The organism is Aquimarina amphilecti, assembly GCF_900109375.1.
GTDB lineage: Bacteria > Bacteroidota > Bacteroidia > Flavobacteriales > Flavobacteriaceae > Aquimarina > Aquimarina amphilecti.
The window spans coordinates 387,155-406,956 of sequence record NZ_FOAB01000006.1 but is presented as its reverse complement, the minus strand read 5'-3'; the positions used below and the strand labels follow the sequence as shown (position 1 = coordinate 406,956).

Sequence of the window (19,802 nt, the reverse complement as noted above, 5' to 3'; positions counted from 1 at the left end):
ATAATTACTATGATAAGCGCGTACACTTATCAAAACTTATGTTAGTAGAAAGTGAAAATATAAGTTCTGATAGGCGTCAAATATATTATAATATTTTAAATAAAATAATTTTAGTATGTTATTTTTTTGTAGACTGTCGTTGGATCAAGCTCGTGTCTATAATAACTGTTTTATATTCTTCAGGAACATCTTCTTCTCCCTCAAGCTTATCTATAAGTAGCTTGGCAGCCCTTATCCCCATCTCTTCTCCGTGTTGACTAATTGTTGTTAAACTTGGGATAAAATGTTTAGATAATATACCATCTGTAAAACCTACTATTGAGACATCGTCTGGTACTTTTTTCCCTTGATCATTTAAAACTCTAGCTGCGGTAACTGCAAAAAGTTCATTTACAGCAAATATTGCATCCACATCTTTATTTTGAAGAAATTCTGATATTTCTACTTCGCAATTATCAATATCCTCAATTTTTAAGATATAATCTTCTCTAGCCGTAATATCATAAGCTCTTAATGCTCTAAGATAGCCATTGGTTCTTAACTTACCTACACTGATATAATCAACTGTAGTAAGAATTGCAATCTTTTTACATCCTAAAGACAATAGATGATTCGTAGCGGTTTGTGCTCCTTTTCCATCATCAATAATAACCTTATCACATACTAATTCATCAATAATTCTATCAAAAAGAACCACTGGCATTCCCTGACTCATCGTTTCTTCTATATGATGATAATCTTTTTTTTGCTGTGTTTCTTTCGCTACTGATAAGATAAAACCATCTGCACTACCACTAGCCAACATTTCTAGATTTATTACTTCTTTATCAAAAGAATTGTTAGAAGAACATATAATTACGTTGTATCCTTTTTCATTGGCTACCTTTTCTACACCACCAATTACAGTGGTAAAAAAGTGATGAACTATCTCCGGAATAATAACACCAATTGTTTTTGTTTTCCTGTTTTTTAGACTAAGTGCAATGTTGTTAGGTTTATAGTTATACAACTTAGCGAAAGCTTTTACCTTTTGTCGAGTATCTAAACTAATCTCTACACTATCTTTTAAAGCTTTTGACACTGTTGAAATAGATACATCTAGTTCTTTAGCTATTTGTTTTAACGTAACTTTTTGCTTCATTTCCCTTGAATTTTTTATTAAAAGTTAAATTTTAATGCGAAAATATGCGATATGATCACAATTACCCTTAAAATTTTAACAGAATTTTAAAAGTTATCCACACGCAAACGTTTGAGTAAGGTTACGGCTACACCGTAGCTCAAATTTAACATAGATTTTACATACTTTGGACTCCAGAAAGTGAAAATATAAGGCTAAAAACAATTAAAAACTAATTTAAATTTTTATGAAAACATTTACTAAAAGCGCATTGTTTTTATTGTGGTTGATACCAATGAGCTTTTTTGCACAGTCGTCGGTCAGTGGTACTGTTACCGATGCTGGAAATGGTCAACCGATCCCCGGTGTGAACATCATCATAAAGGGAACAACAAATGGAACTTCATCAGATTTTGATGGGAATTATGTATTAAATGGGGTTAACAATGGGGATATAATTGAGTTCTCTTATGTTGGCTTTATTGCACAAGAATTTCCATACTCTGGAACAAGTAGAATTGATGTTGCATTACAAGAAGATGCTGCGGAACTAGAACAAGTAGTGGTTATTGGATATGGATCAGTTAGAAAGAAAGACTTAACTGGTTCTGTAACTACCGTTACTGCAGATGACTTTAATCAAGGTGTAAATGCTTCTCCTGATCAATTGATCAAAGGACGTACAGCCGGTGTTACAGTAATTGATAATGGAGGTGCTCCTGGTGAGGGGTCAACGATAAGAATTAGGGGAGGATCTTCTCTTAATGCTTCTAACAATCCATTAATAATTGTAGATGGTGTTCCATTAGATCCAGGACCTGGAGGAACAAGAAATAATCTAAATTCAATTAATCCAAACGATATTGAATCCTTTACCGTACTTAAAGATGCATCTGCAACGGCAATCTATGGTTTTAGAGCTTCTAATGGAGTAATTATTATAACAACAAAAAAAGGATTAAATACTGATGGTAAGTTAAAATTTAATTATAACGGAAATGTTACATTTTCCGAAATAGTTGACAAAATTGAAGCTCTTGATGGGAATCAGTTTAGAGAATATGTTACTGCTAATGGATCTCAAGCACAAATTGATTTATTAGGAACAGAAAATACAGATTGGCAAGACGAGATTCTTCAAAATGCTGTATCTACAAATCATAACATTAGCCTTTCCAGTGGTTGGGATTGGATTAATTATAGAGTATCACTTGGTTTACTAAGTGAAGAAGGACTTATAAAGACTGATCAGCTAGACAGAACCTCTTTATCCGCTAATATAAGAACAAAATTTTTTGATAATCACTTGAGAATTAATACTAATATCAAAACTGCTATTGAAGATTACACCTACGCAACTACAAATATTGGTGCTGCTCTTGGTTTTGATCCCACACAACCAGTATTTCAAGATAATAATTTTGGAAATTACTTTCAATGGTTAGATGGTAGTGGTAATGCCATTGCTCTTGCAGGACAAAACCCTGTAGCTGCTTTAGAACAGAATGATAGTCGTGGTCTAATCTTTAGAAGTCTAGGTAATTTAGAAGTAGATTATAAATTTCATTTCCTACCAGAGTTAAGAGCGAACTTAAATGTAGGGTATGAAATAGCAAGTGCAAAAACTGAAAATGTTACGTCTGCAAATTCGGTAGCCAACGCTGCTCGAACTGGAAATGACAGTTTTAGCAGATCTCAACAAAAAAGAGAAAATTTACTTTTTGATTTCTATCTAAATTACAGAAAAGATGTTGAAGATCTAAATACCACTTTTGATGTTACAGCGGGATATTCTTATCAGAAATTTCTGGATAGTGGTAGTAATTTTAGTAGAGGATTCGATCTTGTAGAAATAGATAACCCATTTAATAATCCAAGAGAAGTCTTATTAGGATTTTTTGGAAGGGCTACTATCTCTATTGCTGATAAATACATTTTTACAGGAAGTTTTAGAAGAGATGCGACTTCAAGATTTTCTGGTCTCGAAAATCAATGGACAAATAGTCCATCTGGAGCATTTTCTTGGAATGCACACAACGAGAATTTCTTAAAAGATTCTAATTTAATTTCTCAATTAAAGTTTAGAGTAAGTTATGGTGTTACACCACAACAAAGTATCGGTGATGCTACGCCATCTCTTGCTAGAATATTGACTAGTGATCCACAATCTCAATATCAGATTGGTCAGGAACCAGATGGAACTCCAATCTTTATCTCTACAGGTCTAGCACTTCCTTATAATCCAGATTTAACTTGGGAAACTACAACTCAGTATAACGTAGGTTTAGATTATGGGCTTTTTGATGGTAGAGTATCCGGTTCCATAGATGTATATAGAAAAGAAACCGAAGATCTTCTCTTTTTAGCTGCTCTTCCTAGTGGTAGTTTATCAAACGAAGATGATGTGAATTTAGGGAACTTAACTAATGAAGGGCTTGAACTTTCTTTAAATGTTACTCCCATCCAAACAGAAAACTTAAGATGGCAAATTGGAGGTAATATAACTTTTCAAAAAGGAGAAGTTACAGAATTATTTGCAGTAGATAATCCAAATTTCGAAGGGTTCTTTAATACCGGTTTTGTTGGTAGTAATATTAATATTCAAACGGTAGGTTTCGCTCCTAATTCTTATTGGGTATTTGAACAAATATATGATGCTAACGGAACACCTGTAGAAGGAGCCTATGTTGATAGAAATAACGATAACATCATAAATGAGAAAGATAAATATATTTATAGAAAACCCGCAGCAGATTTCTTTTACGGTTTTAATACCATCTTAGATTATAAGAATTGGAACTTTAGTATGTTCTGGAGAGGTAGTGTAGGGAATTATAACTATAATTTTGTAGATGCGGGAAGTAATGGAAGAAGAATTTTGAATTTCCAGAATACACTTTCTAACACTACTACAGACTTATTACAGTCTAACTTTTTTGATGGTGGAGTTGATAGGTTTTCTTCAGATTATTATATCCAAGATGCTTCATTCCTAAAATTAGATAACATCTCTTTAGGATACACTTTTAAGAATTTCTTGAACTATAAGAATATTGATATGAAATTGTACGGAACGGTGAATAATGTTTTAATTATTACTGATTATACTGGTATAGATCCTGAAATCAGTAGTGGTTTTGATAGTACGATTTATCCAAGACCAAGAACGTACCAATTTGGAGTTAATTTAGACTTTTAAAAATTAATGCAATGAAGATAAAATTTAAAAACTTAATAAACATTGGTATATGCACGTTCCTATTATCTGTAGGGTCTTGTACTGATGATTTAGATGTAGAAGTTAATGATGATCAGAATCAAACTACGGATGAATTCTTTAGTTCTGATCAAGCATATTTGCAAGCACTTGGTAAGCTATACTCTGGACTAGCGGTAAGTGGTCAGTTAGGTCCGGGTGATAGTGACATTTCAGGTATTGACGCAGGTTTCGGCCAATACTTAAGAGGATTTTGGCAACTACAAGAATTACCAACAGATGAAGCTGTAATTGCTTGGGGAGATCCTGATCTACCTGTATTAAATTTTGGACAATGGACTTCTAGTAATGCTTTTGTAAGAGCGTTCTATGATAGAGCTAATTTTCAGGTTTCATCGGTAAACGAATATTTGAGACAAACGACGGATGGCAAATTAGATTCGAGAGGAGTATCTGCAGCTTTAAGAACAGAAATTCAAGGATTTAGAGCTGAGGCTCGTTTCTTAAGAGCATTAAGTCATTTTCATTTGATCGATATGTTTGGGAATATTGCTTTCTTCACGGAAAATGATCCAGTAGTTGGATTTATTCCTCCACAAGTTTCTAGAAAAGAAGCATTTGATTTTGTGGTATCTGAGTTATTAGCTATCGAAGATGAAATGCCAGCACCACAAACAAATTCATATCCAAGAGCTGACCAAGCTGCGGTATGGATGCTATTATCAAAACTTTACTTAAATGCAGAAGTATATACTGGTGTAGAAATGTATACAGAAAGTTTAGAATACACTAATAAAATATTGAACGCAGGTTTTGCCTTAGTCGATGATTATCAAAAACTTTTCTTAGCAGATAATAATTTCAATGGTTCTCAAAGCGAGAGTATTTTTAGTGTTGCCTTTGATGGAATTAACACACAATCTTTTGGAGGAACGACTTTCTTAACACATGCTCCAATTGGTGGAAATATTAGACCTAGAGCCTTTGGTATAGATGGTGGATGGTTTGGAGTACGAACTACAGAATCTTTTGTTGAGTTATTTGGAAATAGTAGTGGATCCTTTGAAATCTATGAATATGACAATGATTTAAGATTATTAGCTGAAGACGCAGGTACATTAAAAGCATTTGATGCGGATGGTGATTTTGAATATCTAGGGACTGATGAAAATAACATTAATCCTGACTTTGACTCAAACGAGGTATATACCTATAACTTTTTGACTGGTGTTATCACTAATAATGGTACTGAAGTATCAGCACCAACTATGGCAGTTTCGATTGCTTCTCAGCCACTTTGGAATGACTCAAGAGGAAAATTCTATTCAAACGGTCAAACTCTTGAGATTGCAACACTTTCAAATTATTCTGATGGATATGCAATACAAAAATGGAGAAACGTTGGAGTAGATTTAGAACCAGGATCAGATGGAACAGGGACACATGTAGATGCTGATTTTCACATGTTTAGACTTGGAGAAGTTTTCTTAAACTATGCCGAAGCTGTAGTAAGAGGTGGTACAGGAGGTACTCCTAATGATGCTGTAGGATATGTTAATCAACTAAGAGAACGTGCTTATGGTGACTCTAGCGGAAATATAAATGCTGGAGATCTTACATTAGACTTCTTACTTGATGAAAGAGGAAGAGAATTATACTGGGAAGGCCAGCGAAGAACGGATCTAATAAGATTCGAACAATTTACTGGAGGAACCTATTTATGGCCATTTAAAAATGGAGCAACCAATGGTTCTCCACTACCTCCTCACATAAGCCTTTTCCCAATCCCGTCTACTGAATTAGTAGCAAATCCAAACATTAATCAAAACTCAGGTTATTAAAAAATTATATAAAATGAAAAAAATATTTTTAACATTAGCTATACTAAGTACATTATTTATTGGATGTACAAGTGACGATAACATAGAAGATAGACCAATTTTTGAATTAGCCGAAGCTCCTGTATTAACTGCTCCAGAAGCTGGAACTTCTTATGTATTTACTTTTGAAACTAAAGACCTGCTCGCAGAGAGGTTTACATTTACAGATGCGGATTTCAATTTTGATGCTGCTACAAACTATATTGTTCAAGTTGATACGGAAGGAAATGAATTCGCTTCTGCTCAAGAACTAGGAAGTGGTAGTTCATTACAAATTCCTGTATCTGTAGATTCTTTTAATAATGCAGCTTTGGCATTAGGTTTAGCTCCAGGAGAGCCTTCTAACGTAGAAGTTAGAATTGCTGCAAATGTTGGAGCTGGAGAACCTCAATATTCTGAATCAAGAATTGTTGTTATAACTCCATTTACTACGGAAGCACCTAAGTTTTTTATTATTGGAAACTTCTTAAGCGCTGGTGGATATGGTGACGATTGGACACCTGCAGATACTTTACCAACTATTGAAGCTGCTGAGTTCGGAGCAACTGCTTTTCAAGGATATATTTTCTTAAACAATGCTAGTCCAGAGTTTAAAGTATTACCTACCAATACTAGTTTTGAAGGAGATTATGGAGATGCTGACGGAAGTGGATCTTCAGGGGTTTTAGTGCAAGAAGGAGAATCTAACATGAGAGTTTCTGAAGCAGGGTACTATAAAATAGATGCCGATTTTACTGATCCAGAAAACATCACTTGGACATCAAGAAAGCAAGTATGGGGTATTATTGGAGCTGCTACACCAACAGGTTGGGATAGTGATACAGATTTAACGTATGATGCCGCTGCTCAAACTTGGAGTATCGTAGTTGACTTAACTGTTGATGAGTTTAAATTTAGAGCTAATGACAACTGGGATGATCCACAGGATAATTTAGGTACTGGAGCAGAAGATGGTCAATTAGGATTTAATGGTGGAAACCTTAGTGTTGATACTGCTGGAACATACTTAGTTACTTTAGACCTAAGTAACCCTAATAATTATACATATACTTTAACACCTCAATAGTTAAATATAAACATAGAAAAGGCTGTTATTAAATTAACAGCCTTTTTGCTTTAAACATATAGCGTCATGAAAAAGTTTACTTTATTATTTATGTTCTTTCTAGGACTCATTATGTCTAATGCCCAACAACAAAATGCAACTTTTACAATTACTCCTTCAGCTTTTAACGAAGATGATGAAATCACAATTACTGTATCTGGAGTAGATCTTAGTGCATGGGGGACAACAGACTTATACTTATGGGCATGGTATTTTGATAGCCCAACTGCAACAGCTGCCATCAACTCTCCAAATAATGGTGATTGGACAGATTCATCAAATAGTGCTCAACCTCAAGTTTTTACTGATAATGGAAATGGAACATATTCTATTACATTAACGCCAACTACTTTTTATGGTACTACTGGGATTGATCGTATAGGTATGTTAGCGAAAGCTCAGGATGGTACTGGTGATAATAAAACTCAAGACAATGTGGTCAACGTAGGTATCTTTCAACTTACTTTGGATGCTCCTACCGAATCCGTAAGTATCATTGATAATGGAAATGATCTTACTATTACTGCTACTTCTACCGTAAATGCAGATTTTGAACTTTTTGCTAACGGTGCATCCGTTGATACGCAAGCAAATATTACAAATTACACTACTAATTATACTATTACAGAAGGAGTTGACTTTGAGCTAGTGGCCACAGAAACTGGAACAACAAACTCTTTATCAGAAACTTTTTCAGCCATTACTACTCCTGTAGTTACTGAAGTTCCTGTGCCTGCTGGCATGAAGGATGGATTGAATCTAGATGGAACGTCTGCGACATTCGTATTATACGCTCCCGGAAAAAACTATGTGCATTTAAAAGGGAATTTCAATAACAATGACTGGACTCTTGACAACACATATCTATTAAATAAAGATAGTGCACAAGACAGGTTTTGGATTACTTTAGATAACCTAACTAATAATGCAAATATTCTATATCAATATGTAGTGGATGCTTCTATATCAGTTGCTGACCCCTACTCTACCCTAATATTATCTGAATTTAATGATTCATTTATAGACAATGTAACTTTTCCTGATTTACCAAGTTATCCAACTGGAAAAACTAATGATGCTGTATCCTGGTTTAAAACTGGAGAAGCGCCATACATTTGGCAAACTACCGGTTTTCAAAGACCGGAGGTTACCGATTTAGTTATTTATGAGTTGCTGATTCGTGATTTTGATAATTTACATTCTTTTGATGCCGTTAAAGCAAGACTAGATTATTTAGAAGATTTAGGTGTAAATGCAATCGAATTAATGCCTGTATCAGAATTTGATGGAAACATTAGTTGGGGATACAACCCTTCATTTCACATGGCATTGGATAAGTATTATGGAACTCCTACTGCATTTAAACAATTTATAGATGAATGTCATGCTAGAGGGATTGCGGTTATATTAGATGTTGTTTACAATCATGCTACTGGTCAAAACCCTTATTATAGAATGTGGAATGATTGTAATGGTTGCTATAATGGTCAGGCGACTGCAGAGAACCCAATATTTAGGGAAACTGATTCTAATCCGACTTTTTCATTCTTTAATGATATAGATCATGAATCACAAGCTACAGAAGATTATATTGATCGATTAAACGAATATTGGTTAACAGAATACAATATTGATGGTTTTAGATTTGACTTCACCAAGGGATTTACTAACACTATTGGCGATGGAGGATCATTTGATCAAAGCCGAATTGATATACTTACCAGAATGAATACAGCGATTCAAGCTGTTGATGCTGATGCATATGTTATTCTTGAACATTTCGCCCCAAATTCTGAAGAAACCATCTTAATTAATGAAGGTATGCTTGTTTGGGGGAATAGTAATTTCAACTATAATCAAGCTACAATGGGGTATGGAGATTCTAATTTTCAATCCGTTTCTTATTTATCTCGTGGTTGGACTACTCCATCAAATATTAGTTATATGGAGAGCCATGATGAAGAACGTTTGATGTATAAAAACATTCAATTCGGAAATGACACCAATTCTCCAACCTACGATATAACCGAACTATCTACTGCGTTGGATCGAGTAGAACTTGCCGGTGCATTTTACTTTACTATTCCAGGACCAAAAATGATTTGGCAATTTGGCGAATTAGGATATGGTTTTAGCATTAATCGTTGTGAAGATGGTAGTATAGATGATGGATGTAGAACAAATCCAAAACCTATCCGTTGGGATTATTTAAACGTTACTGATAGAACGGATGTATATGATGTATATACTAAGTTAATTGATCTGAAGTTAAATGAGAAGATATTTGCAACTAATGACTTCGCACTATCATTATCATCAACCACATCAAAGAAAATTCAACTTACGGATGCTTCTGCGACAGGAGATGAAATAGAATATGTAACCATTATTGGAAATTTTGGAGTTAGTACCATTTCTATCAATCCTACTTTTCAAGAAACTGGAACTTGGTATGATTTATTAGATGAAGCAGGATCTTCTATAGAAGTGACTGATGTAAACGCCGTTATTTCATTACAACCTGGTGAATTTAAAATATATGCGAATCAACAACGTAGTTTAAGTACTCAGGATTTTATTAAAGGGAATAGTTTTAACGCATACCCGAACCCTGCTAAAACTACATTTAGTATTGATGAATCTGTACAGAAAGTATTTGTTTATAATATCACTGGTTCATTAGCCAAGAAATTTGAAGGTAATTTTGAACCGGGAACTAATTTTGAAATAGGAGAATTAGCCCGCGGACTGTACTTAGTACAAATCCAAAATGAAAAAGGAATAGCCTCCACCAAGTTAAGTTTACGCTAAAAGCCAAGCTTGATTGTATCCTTAAAAAGGAGTGTTTTATATAAAAACACTCCTTTTTATTTTATATATCTCAAGAATGTTCGTCATTAATAATTATATCTCTTCTAAAATTTTCTTTCAAAAGGAAATTACCACTTCTCCACAGTTCACATTGCATAGGGCCACATTTTGATAAAAAAATAACATTTTAACCAATACTTATGTCAGGATTATGTTAAAAAACATACAATTCTAACAACTTATCAACACTACAACGTTTAAGTGAATTTCTCCCTAGTAACATTTCTCCTTTTCATCGTATTATATAGTAATAGTATACTATCAAATCATTATTAATTTAAAATCATGTAAAAATGAAAAAATCAGAAATTTTAAAGAAAATCAAAGGTGAAATCTTAGACAGAAAAGAAGCTAAGCAAATTACTGGTGGCTACGAATATGGGTCTTACCCTAATTGCCCATCCGGTAAAATGTATCCTCCTCATGGGTCTTGGATTAACGGTCAATATTTATATTATGACACTGAATTGCATACTTGGTGTAAGCCTAATTACTAAGATCTATTTATCTTAATTTATAGAGGGTGTTTTTTAAACATCCTCTTTTTAAACACACAGTATCATGAAAATAATTCAAAGTTTTTGGACTAAACCTACATATCACAACTCGGATGATGCAAATGCTAGGTTTAATGGTGGATGGCCAAATCAAAAATATGCATTTTATAGTTTTGCCTTAAGCGCTCTAACCATAAATAGGTTTTACAAATCAAATGAACTATTTACTGACAATAGAGGAAAAGAACTATTTGATGATTTACTAGAATTACCCTATTCTAACATTCATACTAATCTGGAGAAAATCAATAATTATCATCCCAAACTATGGGCTTTTGGGAAGCTCGTTACATGTGCTGAACAAAGTGAACCTTTTATTCACTTAGATAATGATATTTTTATTTGGGACAAAATCCCTTACGATATCGATCAGTATGACATCATTGCTCAAAACATTGAAACAAACTTTCCTGGGTATGCTAAAACATTTAAGTATATGCTCGCAAATTTTGATTCTATACCTAATGAACTCATAAATAACTATTACAAAAACGGTAAAATTCAAGCTCATAATGCCGGCTTTATTGGCGGGAAAAACAATAATTATTTTAAAGAATTGTATGCTACGGCTAAAAACTTAATAGAAAAAAACCAACGTCATTTCCCTCATATAGATATTGGAATATTCAATACTATTTTCGAACAACAACTGGGATTTGCTATTACGGATAAAAACGATTTAAAAGTTCAATATTTATTTGATAACGTACAACCAAATTTTGCAGAAATCATTGATTTAAGTACAGTACCCCTTATTTCTAAATTCATTCATTGTATTGGATTTGCTAAAAAATCAATTTTTGCTTGCGAACAAATTGAAGCCAGACTTCAATATCATTTCCCGGAATATTATAAGAATATAAAAACTAAACTCCATAAACTTTTTCCTGATCAAGGTTTTGATCAAGAAATTAAGCCTTCTAGATTACAGAAAATATTTGATTTTTATGATTTTGTAGAAAACGTAACTATTGAAGAATTGCTAACAACCAAGTTTGTTTTAAAAAAAGAATGTATTATCGATTTTAATGCAGAGCCAATCACTATAGAATTTACAATTCCATATAATAGAAAAGTAGATAAAAAAGATCTTGTTGGTTGGCATAGTATTTTACTATATTTTATGGAACCTGTTTCCATAAAAGAACTATATGATGAATTATCAAAAGATGAAGATTTCTTAAAACAGTTTGGACAAGACATTACAAGTTTTAAAACTAGGATGATTTCTTTTGTACTAGAAAAAACGTTATTATTAGAAATCCTACAACCAGAACATGTTAGCGTTTCGCTATCAACCTAAAAAATAATATTTAAAAATAATTCATCTTTCTTGGGTAACAAATTGCTTATTAGTTAAACTAATTCATATAAACAATTTAGTATCTAATCAAGTTTGATAGTATAATCAAAAAGAATTACTTTTCTTTGTAGAACAACTCATCACTCAAAATTAAAACTTTTAATGCCTAAATTTCCTTTTTACAAACAAGCCGAATCAAAAGATTGTGGACCTACTTGTATTAAAATCATAGCTAAACATTACGGAAAAGTACTAAACACTCAGAAACTTAGATCTCTAAGTGAGACAACAAGAGAAGGAAGTTCTTTACTCGGTTTAAGCGAAGCTGTAGAAAGTATTGGATTTAGATCATTAGGAGTAAAACTATCCTTAGATCAATTATTAGAAGTTCCTTTGCCTTGTATAGTACACTGGAACAAAGTACATTATGTAGTAGTTTATAAAATCAAAACTACCAAAAAAGGAGGTATGACAATTTATGTGTCAGACCCTGCTCATGGTTTAATTACATATACCAAAGAAGAATTCATTAAAGCTTGGATTGGTAATAATGCTGATCAAACTACTGAAGAAGGTGTTGCATTATTAGTTGAACCAACACCAAAATTCTACAATGATAATTTAGATGAGAAAGATGAAGAGTTTGGATTCAAATTTATTTCTAAATATGTTTTCCAATACAAAAAATTCATTTTTCAACTTATTCTTGGATTAACTGCAGGGAGTTTATTACAATTAATTACTCCTTTTCTTACTCAGAGTATCGTTGATGTAGGTATCGAAAACGAAGATATTAATTTTGTATATCTAGTGTTAATCGCACAATTATCGCTCTTTATTGGAAGAACTTTAATAGATGTTCTACGAAGTTGGATTTTATTACATTTAAGTACTAGAATAAATATTTCTCTAATATCAGATTTCTTTATTAAGTTAATGAATCTACCCATCTCCTATTTTGATGTAAAAATGACTGGAGATTTATTACAGCGGATTAATGACCATAAAAGGATAGAACAGATCCTTACTATGTCCTCATTAAACGTATTATTTTCGATGGTGAACTTAATCGTTTTTAGTATTGTTCTTATTTATTATAGTTTCTCCATTTTTTCAGTTTTTGCAATTGGTAGTGCTTTTTACTTTGCTTGGATATTAATATTTTTCAAAAAACGTAAAAAATTAGATTATAAGCGTTTTTCCCAAATCAGTGAAGAACAGAGCAAGGTAATTGAGTTGGTAAATGGTATGCAGGAAATTAAACTCCACAATGCCGAAAAAAGAAAAAGGTGGAATTGGGAATTTGTACAAGCTAAGCTTTTCAAAATATCTATAGAAAACCTAGCTTTAGAACAATATCAAAGTGTTGGTTCTGCTTTTATAAACGAGCTAAAAAACATACTAATTACTGTTCTTTCTGCTTTATTGGTGATTGACGGAGAAATTACTTTGGGTATGATGCTCGCAATTACATCTATCGTAGGGCAATTAAATGCTCCAATTACTCAATTGATTAATTTCTTAAGAGAATTGCAAGATGCTCAGATTTCATTAGAACGTCTCGGAGAAATTCATAATAAGGAAGACGAAGAAAAATCTGGAGAAGAAAAGATTCGGGAAATTCCCGATAATTCTGGTTTTGAAATTAAAAATCTTAGCTTTAGATATGTAGGATCTGACAAACCTGTTTTACAAAACTTAAAACTCTCTATTCCGGCTAATAAAATAACCGCAGTAGTTGGTGTAAGTGGTAGTGGAAAAACTACCCTCATGAAAATTCTACTAAAGTTTTATGAACCAGATGAAGGACAAATATTTATTGGTTCTCACGATTTACAGCACGTATCGCAAAAATCTTGGAGAGATCAATTTGGAGTTGTAATGCAAGAAGGGTATATATTTAATGATACAATTGCTAATAATATTGCAGTTGGAGAAGATTATGTAGATAAGAAAAAATTAGCTCACGCTGTAGATGTAGCAAATATTAAAGAATTTGTGGAATCGCTACCACTATCTTATAACACAAAAATAGGAATGGAAGGCGTGGGATTAAGTACTGGTCAAAAGCAACGATTGTTTATTGCTAGAGCTGTATATAAAAACCCTAAATTTTTATTCTTTGATGAAGCGACTTCTGCTCTAGATGCAAATAATGAAAAGGTAATAATGGAAAAATTAGATACCTTTTTTAAAGATAAAACAGTAATGGTTATTGCCCATAGATTAAGTACTGTTAAAAATGCCGATCAGATTGTTGTACTGGATAAAGGAGAAATTATAGAAGTAGGAAATCACGAGTCTTTGATCAAAGAAAAAGGAAGCTATTATAATTTGGTTAAAAATCAATTAGAATTAGGAAAGTAACATGCCAGATAATTTAGAGGAAATACAATTAAGAAGTGAAGAAGTTCAAGAGATTTTAACTCGAGTACCACATTGGATGATACGATGGGGAAACTTGTTGATTTTAGTTTTAATACTTCTATTACTATTTCTATCATGGATGCTTAAATATCCAGATACTATTCCTGCACAAGCTATTGTTACTACAGAAGCTCCTTTACAAAAAGAACAAGCTAATGTTAGCGAAAAAATAGAAGCTATTTTAGTAAAAGAAGGAGATACAGTTCCTGAAGGTACTCCATTGGCTATTTTGAGAAATACGGCGAATTATGAAGATGTATTTAAACTTAAAGCGATTGTTGATACAATTACTGTAAGTAATAAATCATTTAGTTTCCCTTTAGATGAACTACCAACATTAATTCTTGGAGATATATTAACTGATTTCGCTACATTCGAAAATAGTTATTTAGATTACTTACTTAATAAGCGATTAAATCCTTTCTCTAATGAAGCTATAGCTAATAAGAACTCTTTATCAGAACTTCGTTTAAGAAAGCAAAATTTAATTGATCAGAAGAAGTTTTCCAAAAGAGAATTAGATAATAAGAAAAGAGATTTCAATAGACAAAAAGTGTTATTTGAAAAAGGTAGAATTTCTCAGCAAGAATATGAACAAAGTGAATCTGAGTACTACGGAGTAGAGAGAAATTATAAAGCAATTGATGCCCAAATTTCGCAAATTACTGAATCAATAGGTAATGCAAATAAGACATCTGTAAATACAGAAATAAACAAAACAAAAGAAGAGAATAATCTTAGACTAAAAGTACTGCAGTCCTTTAATAGACTTAAGAAAAGTATTAAAGACTGGGAACTAAGGTATTTGCTGCAATCGGATATCGAAGGACGTGTTTCATTTTCTAATTATCGTTTTGCAAATCAAAATGTTACTGCCGGAGACATTGTTTTTATAGTAATCCCGATTCAAGAATCTTCCTCTTATGTTGCCAAAATAAAAGCTCCTACTCAGAATTCAGGGAAAATAAAACTAGGACAAAAAGCGAATATTAAATTAGAAAATTTTCCGGATGATGAATTCGGAATGTTACAGGGAACAGTAGATTATATATCTATGTTACCAGATAAAGACGGATTATATCTTATCGATGTAAAACTTCCTAAAAACCTCATCACTACTTATAATAAAGAAATACCTTTTCAGCAAGAAATGCGTGGTTCTGTAGAAATCATAACAGAAGACTTAAGACTTATAGAACGTTTCTTTTATCAGTTTAGAAGCTTGATGGATAAATAAACTTAAGTTCAAGCTGCTTTTGGTAATGAAACGGAAAAAACACTTCCTTTTCCTGGTGTACTTTCCACCTGTATTTTACCTTGATTAAGTTCAATTAACTCTTTACATATTCTAAGTCCAAGACCAGTTCCTGTTTCGTTTTCTGTTCCCGTAGTGGTAAATGTATCTTCTGCAAATAGTTTATTGAGGTTAGAAGGGTCTATACCAATACCAGTATCCTCAAAACAGATTTCATAATGATTTTCTTTTTCTTTAGATACTAAAGCTATAGAATCACCTGGATTACAAAACTTAATTGCATTTGCTATTAGGTTTTGAGCCACAATCCCAAACATGTCTTTATCCGCGAAGATTAGGGTAGAATCTAACTTATTAATTAATTTAATATCTTTTTTCTCCGCTTTTGGTTTAAAAAAAGTAAACTTATTGCTAATTACCTCTGTTATATCAAACTCTGTAGGTTGAGCATTTAGCTCCTTCATCTGCGATTTTGACCAGTTCAATAAATTATTAAGTAAAATGGATGTTTGATGTGTTCTATTGGCTAACAAAGGAACTATTTCTTTAAATTCATCCTCAGATATCACATCTTCTTTCATTAAATTAAGACTGCTTTCTAAACCATGTATTTCATTTTTCAAGTCATGAGAAATAATAGAAAATAGTTTATTTTTCACCTGATTAGATTCATTAAGTTCTTTAATATATCTTTTCCTTTCCTTCCTAGTTTTAATAATGAGTACCATAAAAACTAATATAACAGCAATTACCGCTAAGCTTATAAATGCTAGTAATCTATATCTAAACAGTTCTTCTTTTGTTTTTAACTCTCTTTTCTCTTTTTCATCTATCAATTTAAGTTGCTCCAACTCCGCTTCGTATCGAGATTTTGTGTTTTCAACTTTCTGTGTAGTATTTTCATACATTCTCTTATCCGAAAGTTCTTGATATTCTTTCTGCCATTTTATAGCATTAAGTAGATTGCCTCTAGTAGAATCTAATTTAAAAGAATACTTAAAGTTTTTTAATATTAGCGATATCACATTAGCCTTAACAAAATCTTTTCTCGCTGTTTCTAATAATCTTTCTGCTTTTTGATACTCACCCTCTTCTAATGCAATAATTCCTAATTGTTGTTTAGCATTTACCACTATTAACTTATAATTAGCTTGGCTTCCTACGCATAAGGTAGTGTCATAATATTTTTTTGCTGTCTCATATTCCTTACCATACATTGTGGCCTTTGCCATAATACTATATGATTGAGCAGTATGCTTTAAATCATCTTCTACTTTGTTAATTTTCAAGGCTTCTTGTAAAAGTTTTTTTGCTTGAGCAAGTTTTCCTCCTTCTGTATATAATAAGGCTAGATTATTCATAACCATACCAACGCCATCAATTTTTAGATTTTTACGGGTATCAATAGATTTTAAATAAAACTTTTCTGCATTTGGTATATCTTTAAGCTCTTTATAAATGATTGCTAAGTTATTGTAGGTTCCCGATAACCCAACACTATCATTTAGTTGTTCCATATTTAGTTTAGCTTCCATAAGGTAAGCAGCCGCTTTTTCTAGGTTTCCTTTATTTTGTTCAATTATGAATCTATCATTACTTACCATTGCTAGACCATCTTTATCATCAACTTTCTGGAAATAGAGTACGGCTTTTTCAAAACTTTCGTTGGAATCAATATACTTATTCAGTTCATTGTACATAAATCCTTTCAATCTATAAACTAAACCTAAACCTTTGTCATAATTTATATCATGACCTAATTTAATTAGTTTATTCGCGATATCTTCTGCTCTCTCAAACTGATCTTCATTAACATATTGCCGTAAATCTTTGGTTGCGTTATCAAATAACAAAGAATCTTTTAGTGTTTCTATTTTAGAGAAATCAACGGCAGTAAATTGATCTTGGGAAAAACTAAAAAAGTTAATCGCACAGAAAGTTACTATGGTTAAAATTGTTTTATTCATATCATCTATTTTGGGGCTAGAATCAGATTAAATACCAATTACACCAGCAAAGTACACAAAAATACATTAAAAAACACAATAATGTAATAATATTCTTACATTTAATTATAGATTTCCCGTAATTTAGTTCAGTTTGAACAAAAAAACAGCCTTTCATCGACTGAAAGGCTGTTTTCTTATATTTATGAATCTAGTATTAATTGAATATCAACTAGTTTTTTTAGCTTCTGATGTATTACTTTTTGATGCTACCCATTCATTCACTAATTCCTCTAATATAGTAAGTGGTACCGCTCCATTTGTCAAAACTACGTCATGAAACTCTCTTATATCGAATAACTCATTACCCAATTTAGATCTAGCATCTTCTCTTAATTCTAGAATTTTATTCATTCCTATCTTATACGCAGTGGCTTGACCTGGCATTACGATATGTCTTTCTACCATTTTTATTGCATCACTCTCGGCATTTGGAGTATTATCCGTATAATATTTAATTCCTTCTTCTCTAGTCCATTTCTTAGCATGTATACCAGTATCTACTACTAATCTACAGGCTCTCCATAACTCCATCGCTAATCTTCCAAAATTAGAATATGGATCATTATACAATCCAATTTCCTTTGGTAAAAATTCATTGTACAATCCCCATCCTTCTACATAAGCTTGATATCCCCCAAATTTTCTAAACTTAGGAACATCTTCTAATTCTTGAGCAATTGAAATTTGCATATGATGTCCAGGTATTCCCTCATGATAGGCAAGAGCTTCCATCTGATATTTTGGCATTGCTTCCATATCATATAGATTTGCATAATAAGTTCCTGGTCGTGATCCATCCGGAGTTCCTCTTTGATAAAATGCTTTTCCGGCACTTTTTTCTCTAAATGGTTCTACTGCTTTTACTACAATATCAGCTTTGGGTTTAGTGATAAATAACTCATCCATTCTAGATTTCATATTATCAATCAACCCCACAGCTCTTTTAAGATATTCTTCTCTACCTACTTGGTCATTACTATAATAAAACCTCTCATCTTCCTTCATGAACTTAAAAAAATCTTGTAACGTGCCTTCGTACTTAAGCTCCGTCATAATATCTTTCATTTCCTTATGAATTCTAGCCACCTCATCCAAACCAAGTTGATGAATTTGTTCTGCAGTCATATTGGTAGTAGTAGTTCGTCTTAATGCGTTATTATAAAACGTATTACCTTTTGGAAATTTCCAAGCTCCATCTTCTGTTGTAGCTCTTTGTTGTTGATCTTCTAATAAAGTAATTAATTGATCATAGGCAGTTTTCACATCTCCTTTTAAAGCAAATTCAGCTTTAGAAATTAAACTATCTTTCTCTTCCTTGGAAATCTCTAATTTCTCTATTTTAGATTTGAAATCAGATAATAATGTGCTTTCGTTGTTCGAATCATCAAACGGTTTACCTGTTACTAGATTACGGCAATCATTAAGAACCTTAGCAAAAACAAACTTAGGAGGAACAATTCCATTCTTTTCCCTGATTTTAATATTTTCTGATTGCTGCGCAAATAGCTCATCCATTCCTTCCAGTCTTGAAATATAAGCATCTGCATCATTCTTATTTTCTATTTTATGCATATTGATCAAAAAAGCTGGGATTTCTGCTTGCATTCCATGCATTTGATTTACCGGATAATCATAAAAACGATATTGAAAATCATCTATTTCATTTCTTAAATCTTCCTTCATCAATCGATAACTCAGAGCAGTTTCTTTATTAAGTTTAGCAACATCAATTGAGTCATTTAGATATTTTAATCTCTTTTTTGCTTTATCCAGATCTTCTACTTCTTTTTTGGAAGAAACATCATCCCATTTACCATAATCCTCAGTTTTTACACCTAAATAGGTTTGCATCATGGGCGATTCAGAAACTTCCTCCTGAAATTGAGTCTCAAACCAATCATTGAGTTTTTTGGAATGTATATCAATTTGTTCTTCATCTGAAATTACGGATACAGGCTCCTTACTTGTCTTATTACAACCTGTAATAAATAGTAAGCAGCAAAAAGGTAACAAGGTTAATTTTGCTTTAATCATGTTCCAAGGAGGTGTTTAAATTTT

11 protein-coding genes are annotated in these 19,802 nt (G+C 32.4%); 8 read left to right on the top strand and 3 right to left on the bottom strand.

What is annotated here, in order from left to right:
* Nucleotides 1–118 precede the first annotated feature (118 nt).
* Complete coding sequence (locus tag BMY33_RS17495) at nt 119–1,141, bottom strand: LacI family DNA-binding transcriptional regulator (RefSeq protein WP_091410937.1); 1,023 nt, start codon at nt 1,139–1,141, stop codon at nt 119–121.
* A gap of 226 nt (nt 1,142–1,367) precedes the next feature.
* On the opposite strand from BMY33_RS17495, the gene BMY33_RS17490 reads away from it, so the two are divergent.
* The 8 genes from BMY33_RS17490 to BMY33_RS17455 all read left to right on the top strand — a co-directional run bounded on the left by BMY33_RS17490 (nt 1,368) and on the right by BMY33_RS17455 (nt 15,717).
* The gene (locus BMY33_RS17490) at nt 1,368–4,319 is read left to right on the top strand and encodes a SusC/RagA family TonB-linked outer membrane protein (protein WP_091410935.1); all 2,952 of its coding nucleotides are present in this window, start codon (nt 1,368–1,370) and stop codon (nt 4,317–4,319) included.
* 11 nt (nt 4,320–4,330) lie between these two features.
* The gene (locus BMY33_RS23825) at nt 4,331–6,178 is read left to right on the top strand and encodes a RagB/SusD family nutrient uptake outer membrane protein (protein ID WP_091410934.1); all 1,848 of its coding nucleotides are present in this window, start codon (nt 4,331–4,333) and stop codon (nt 6,176–6,178) included.
* A 13-nt stretch (nt 6,179–6,191) separates the two neighbouring features.
* A complete protein-coding gene (locus tag BMY33_RS17480) occupies nt 6,192–7,283 on the top strand; it encodes a SusE domain-containing protein (RefSeq protein WP_091410932.1) in 1,092 nt (363 codons plus the stop codon).
* A 66-nt stretch (nt 7,284–7,349) separates the two neighbouring features.
* Complete coding sequence (locus tag BMY33_RS17475) at nt 7,350–10,133, top strand: alpha-amylase family glycosyl hydrolase (RefSeq protein WP_234424200.1); 2,784 nt, start codon at nt 7,350–7,352, stop codon at nt 10,131–10,133.
* Nucleotides 10,134–10,486: 353 nt separating this feature from the next.
* Nucleotides 10,487–10,690 (top strand): hypothetical protein, encoded by a 204-nt coding sequence (locus BMY33_RS17470; protein ID WP_027394054.1) that lies wholly within the window; start codon nt 10,487–10,489, stop codon nt 10,688–10,690.
* Nucleotides 10,691–10,754: 64 nt separating this feature from the next.
* Complete coding sequence (locus BMY33_RS17465; protein ID WP_091410930.1) at nt 10,755–12,053, top strand: DUF6734 family protein; 1,299 nt, start codon at nt 10,755–10,757, stop codon at nt 12,051–12,053.
* A 162-nt stretch (nt 12,054–12,215) separates the two neighbouring features.
* On the top strand, nt 12,216–14,420 hold the full coding sequence (locus BMY33_RS17460; RefSeq protein ID WP_091410928.1) for a peptidase domain-containing ABC transporter: 2,205 nt from the start codon (nt 12,216–12,218) through the stop codon (nt 14,418–14,420).
* Nucleotide 14,421: 1 nt separating this feature from the next.
* Nucleotides 14,422–15,717, top strand: a complete 1,296-nt coding sequence (locus BMY33_RS17455; protein WP_091410927.1) for an HlyD family secretion protein — start codon at nt 14,422–14,424, stop codon at nt 15,715–15,717.
* Between the two features lie 8 nt (nt 15,718–15,725).
* Here BMY33_RS17455 and BMY33_RS17450 read toward each other — a convergent pair whose 3' ends face one another.
* Together BMY33_RS17450 and BMY33_RS17445 are read right to left on the bottom strand one after the other, a co-directional pair.
* Nucleotides 15,726–17,702 (bottom strand): tetratricopeptide repeat-containing sensor histidine kinase, encoded by a 1,977-nt coding sequence (locus tag BMY33_RS17450; RefSeq protein ID WP_091410925.1) that lies wholly within the window; start codon nt 17,700–17,702, stop codon nt 15,726–15,728.
* A gap of 207 nt (nt 17,703–17,909) precedes the next feature.
* Nucleotides 17,910–19,778 (bottom strand): DUF885 domain-containing protein, encoded by a 1,869-nt coding sequence (locus BMY33_RS17445; protein WP_091410923.1) that lies wholly within the window; start codon nt 19,776–19,778, stop codon nt 17,910–17,912.
* Nucleotides 19,779–19,802 lie beyond the last annotated feature (24 nt).

Excerpts from the sequence above, each read along its gene's own strand:
- BMY33_RS17495 (WP_091410937.1), bottom strand. The coding sequence starts at position 1,141 with ATGAAGCAAAAAGTTACGTTAAAACAAATAGCTAAAGAACTAGATGTA.
- BMY33_RS17490 (WP_091410935.1), top strand. The coding sequence starts at position 1,368 with ATGAAAACATTTACTAAAAGCGCATTGTTTTTATTGTGGTTGATACCA.
- BMY33_RS23825 (WP_091410934.1), top strand. The coding sequence starts at position 4,331 with ATGAAGATAAAATTTAAAAACTTAATAAACATTGGTATATGCACGTTC.
- BMY33_RS17480 (WP_091410932.1), top strand. The coding sequence starts at position 6,192 with ATGAAAAAAATATTTTTAACATTAGCTATACTAAGTACATTATTTATT.
- BMY33_RS17475 (WP_234424200.1), top strand. The coding sequence starts at position 7,350 with ATGAAAAAGTTTACTTTATTATTTATGTTCTTTCTAGGACTCATTATG.
- BMY33_RS17470 (WP_027394054.1), top strand. The coding sequence starts at position 10,487 with ATGAAAAAATCAGAAATTTTAAAGAAAATCAAAGGTGAAATCTTAGAC.
- BMY33_RS17465 (WP_091410930.1), top strand. The coding sequence starts at position 10,755 with ATGAAAATAATTCAAAGTTTTTGGACTAAACCTACATATCACAACTCG.
- BMY33_RS17460 (WP_091410928.1), top strand. The coding sequence starts at position 12,216 with ATGCCTAAATTTCCTTTTTACAAACAAGCCGAATCAAAAGATTGTGGA.
- BMY33_RS17455 (WP_091410927.1), top strand. The coding sequence starts at position 14,422 with ATGCCAGATAATTTAGAGGAAATACAATTAAGAAGTGAAGAAGTTCAA.
- BMY33_RS17450 (WP_091410925.1), bottom strand. The coding sequence starts at position 17,702 with ATGAATAAAACAATTTTAACCATAGTAACTTTCTGTGCGATTAACTTT.
- BMY33_RS17445 (WP_091410923.1), bottom strand. The coding sequence starts at position 19,778 with ATGATTAAAGCAAAATTAACCTTGTTACCTTTTTGCTGCTTACTATTT.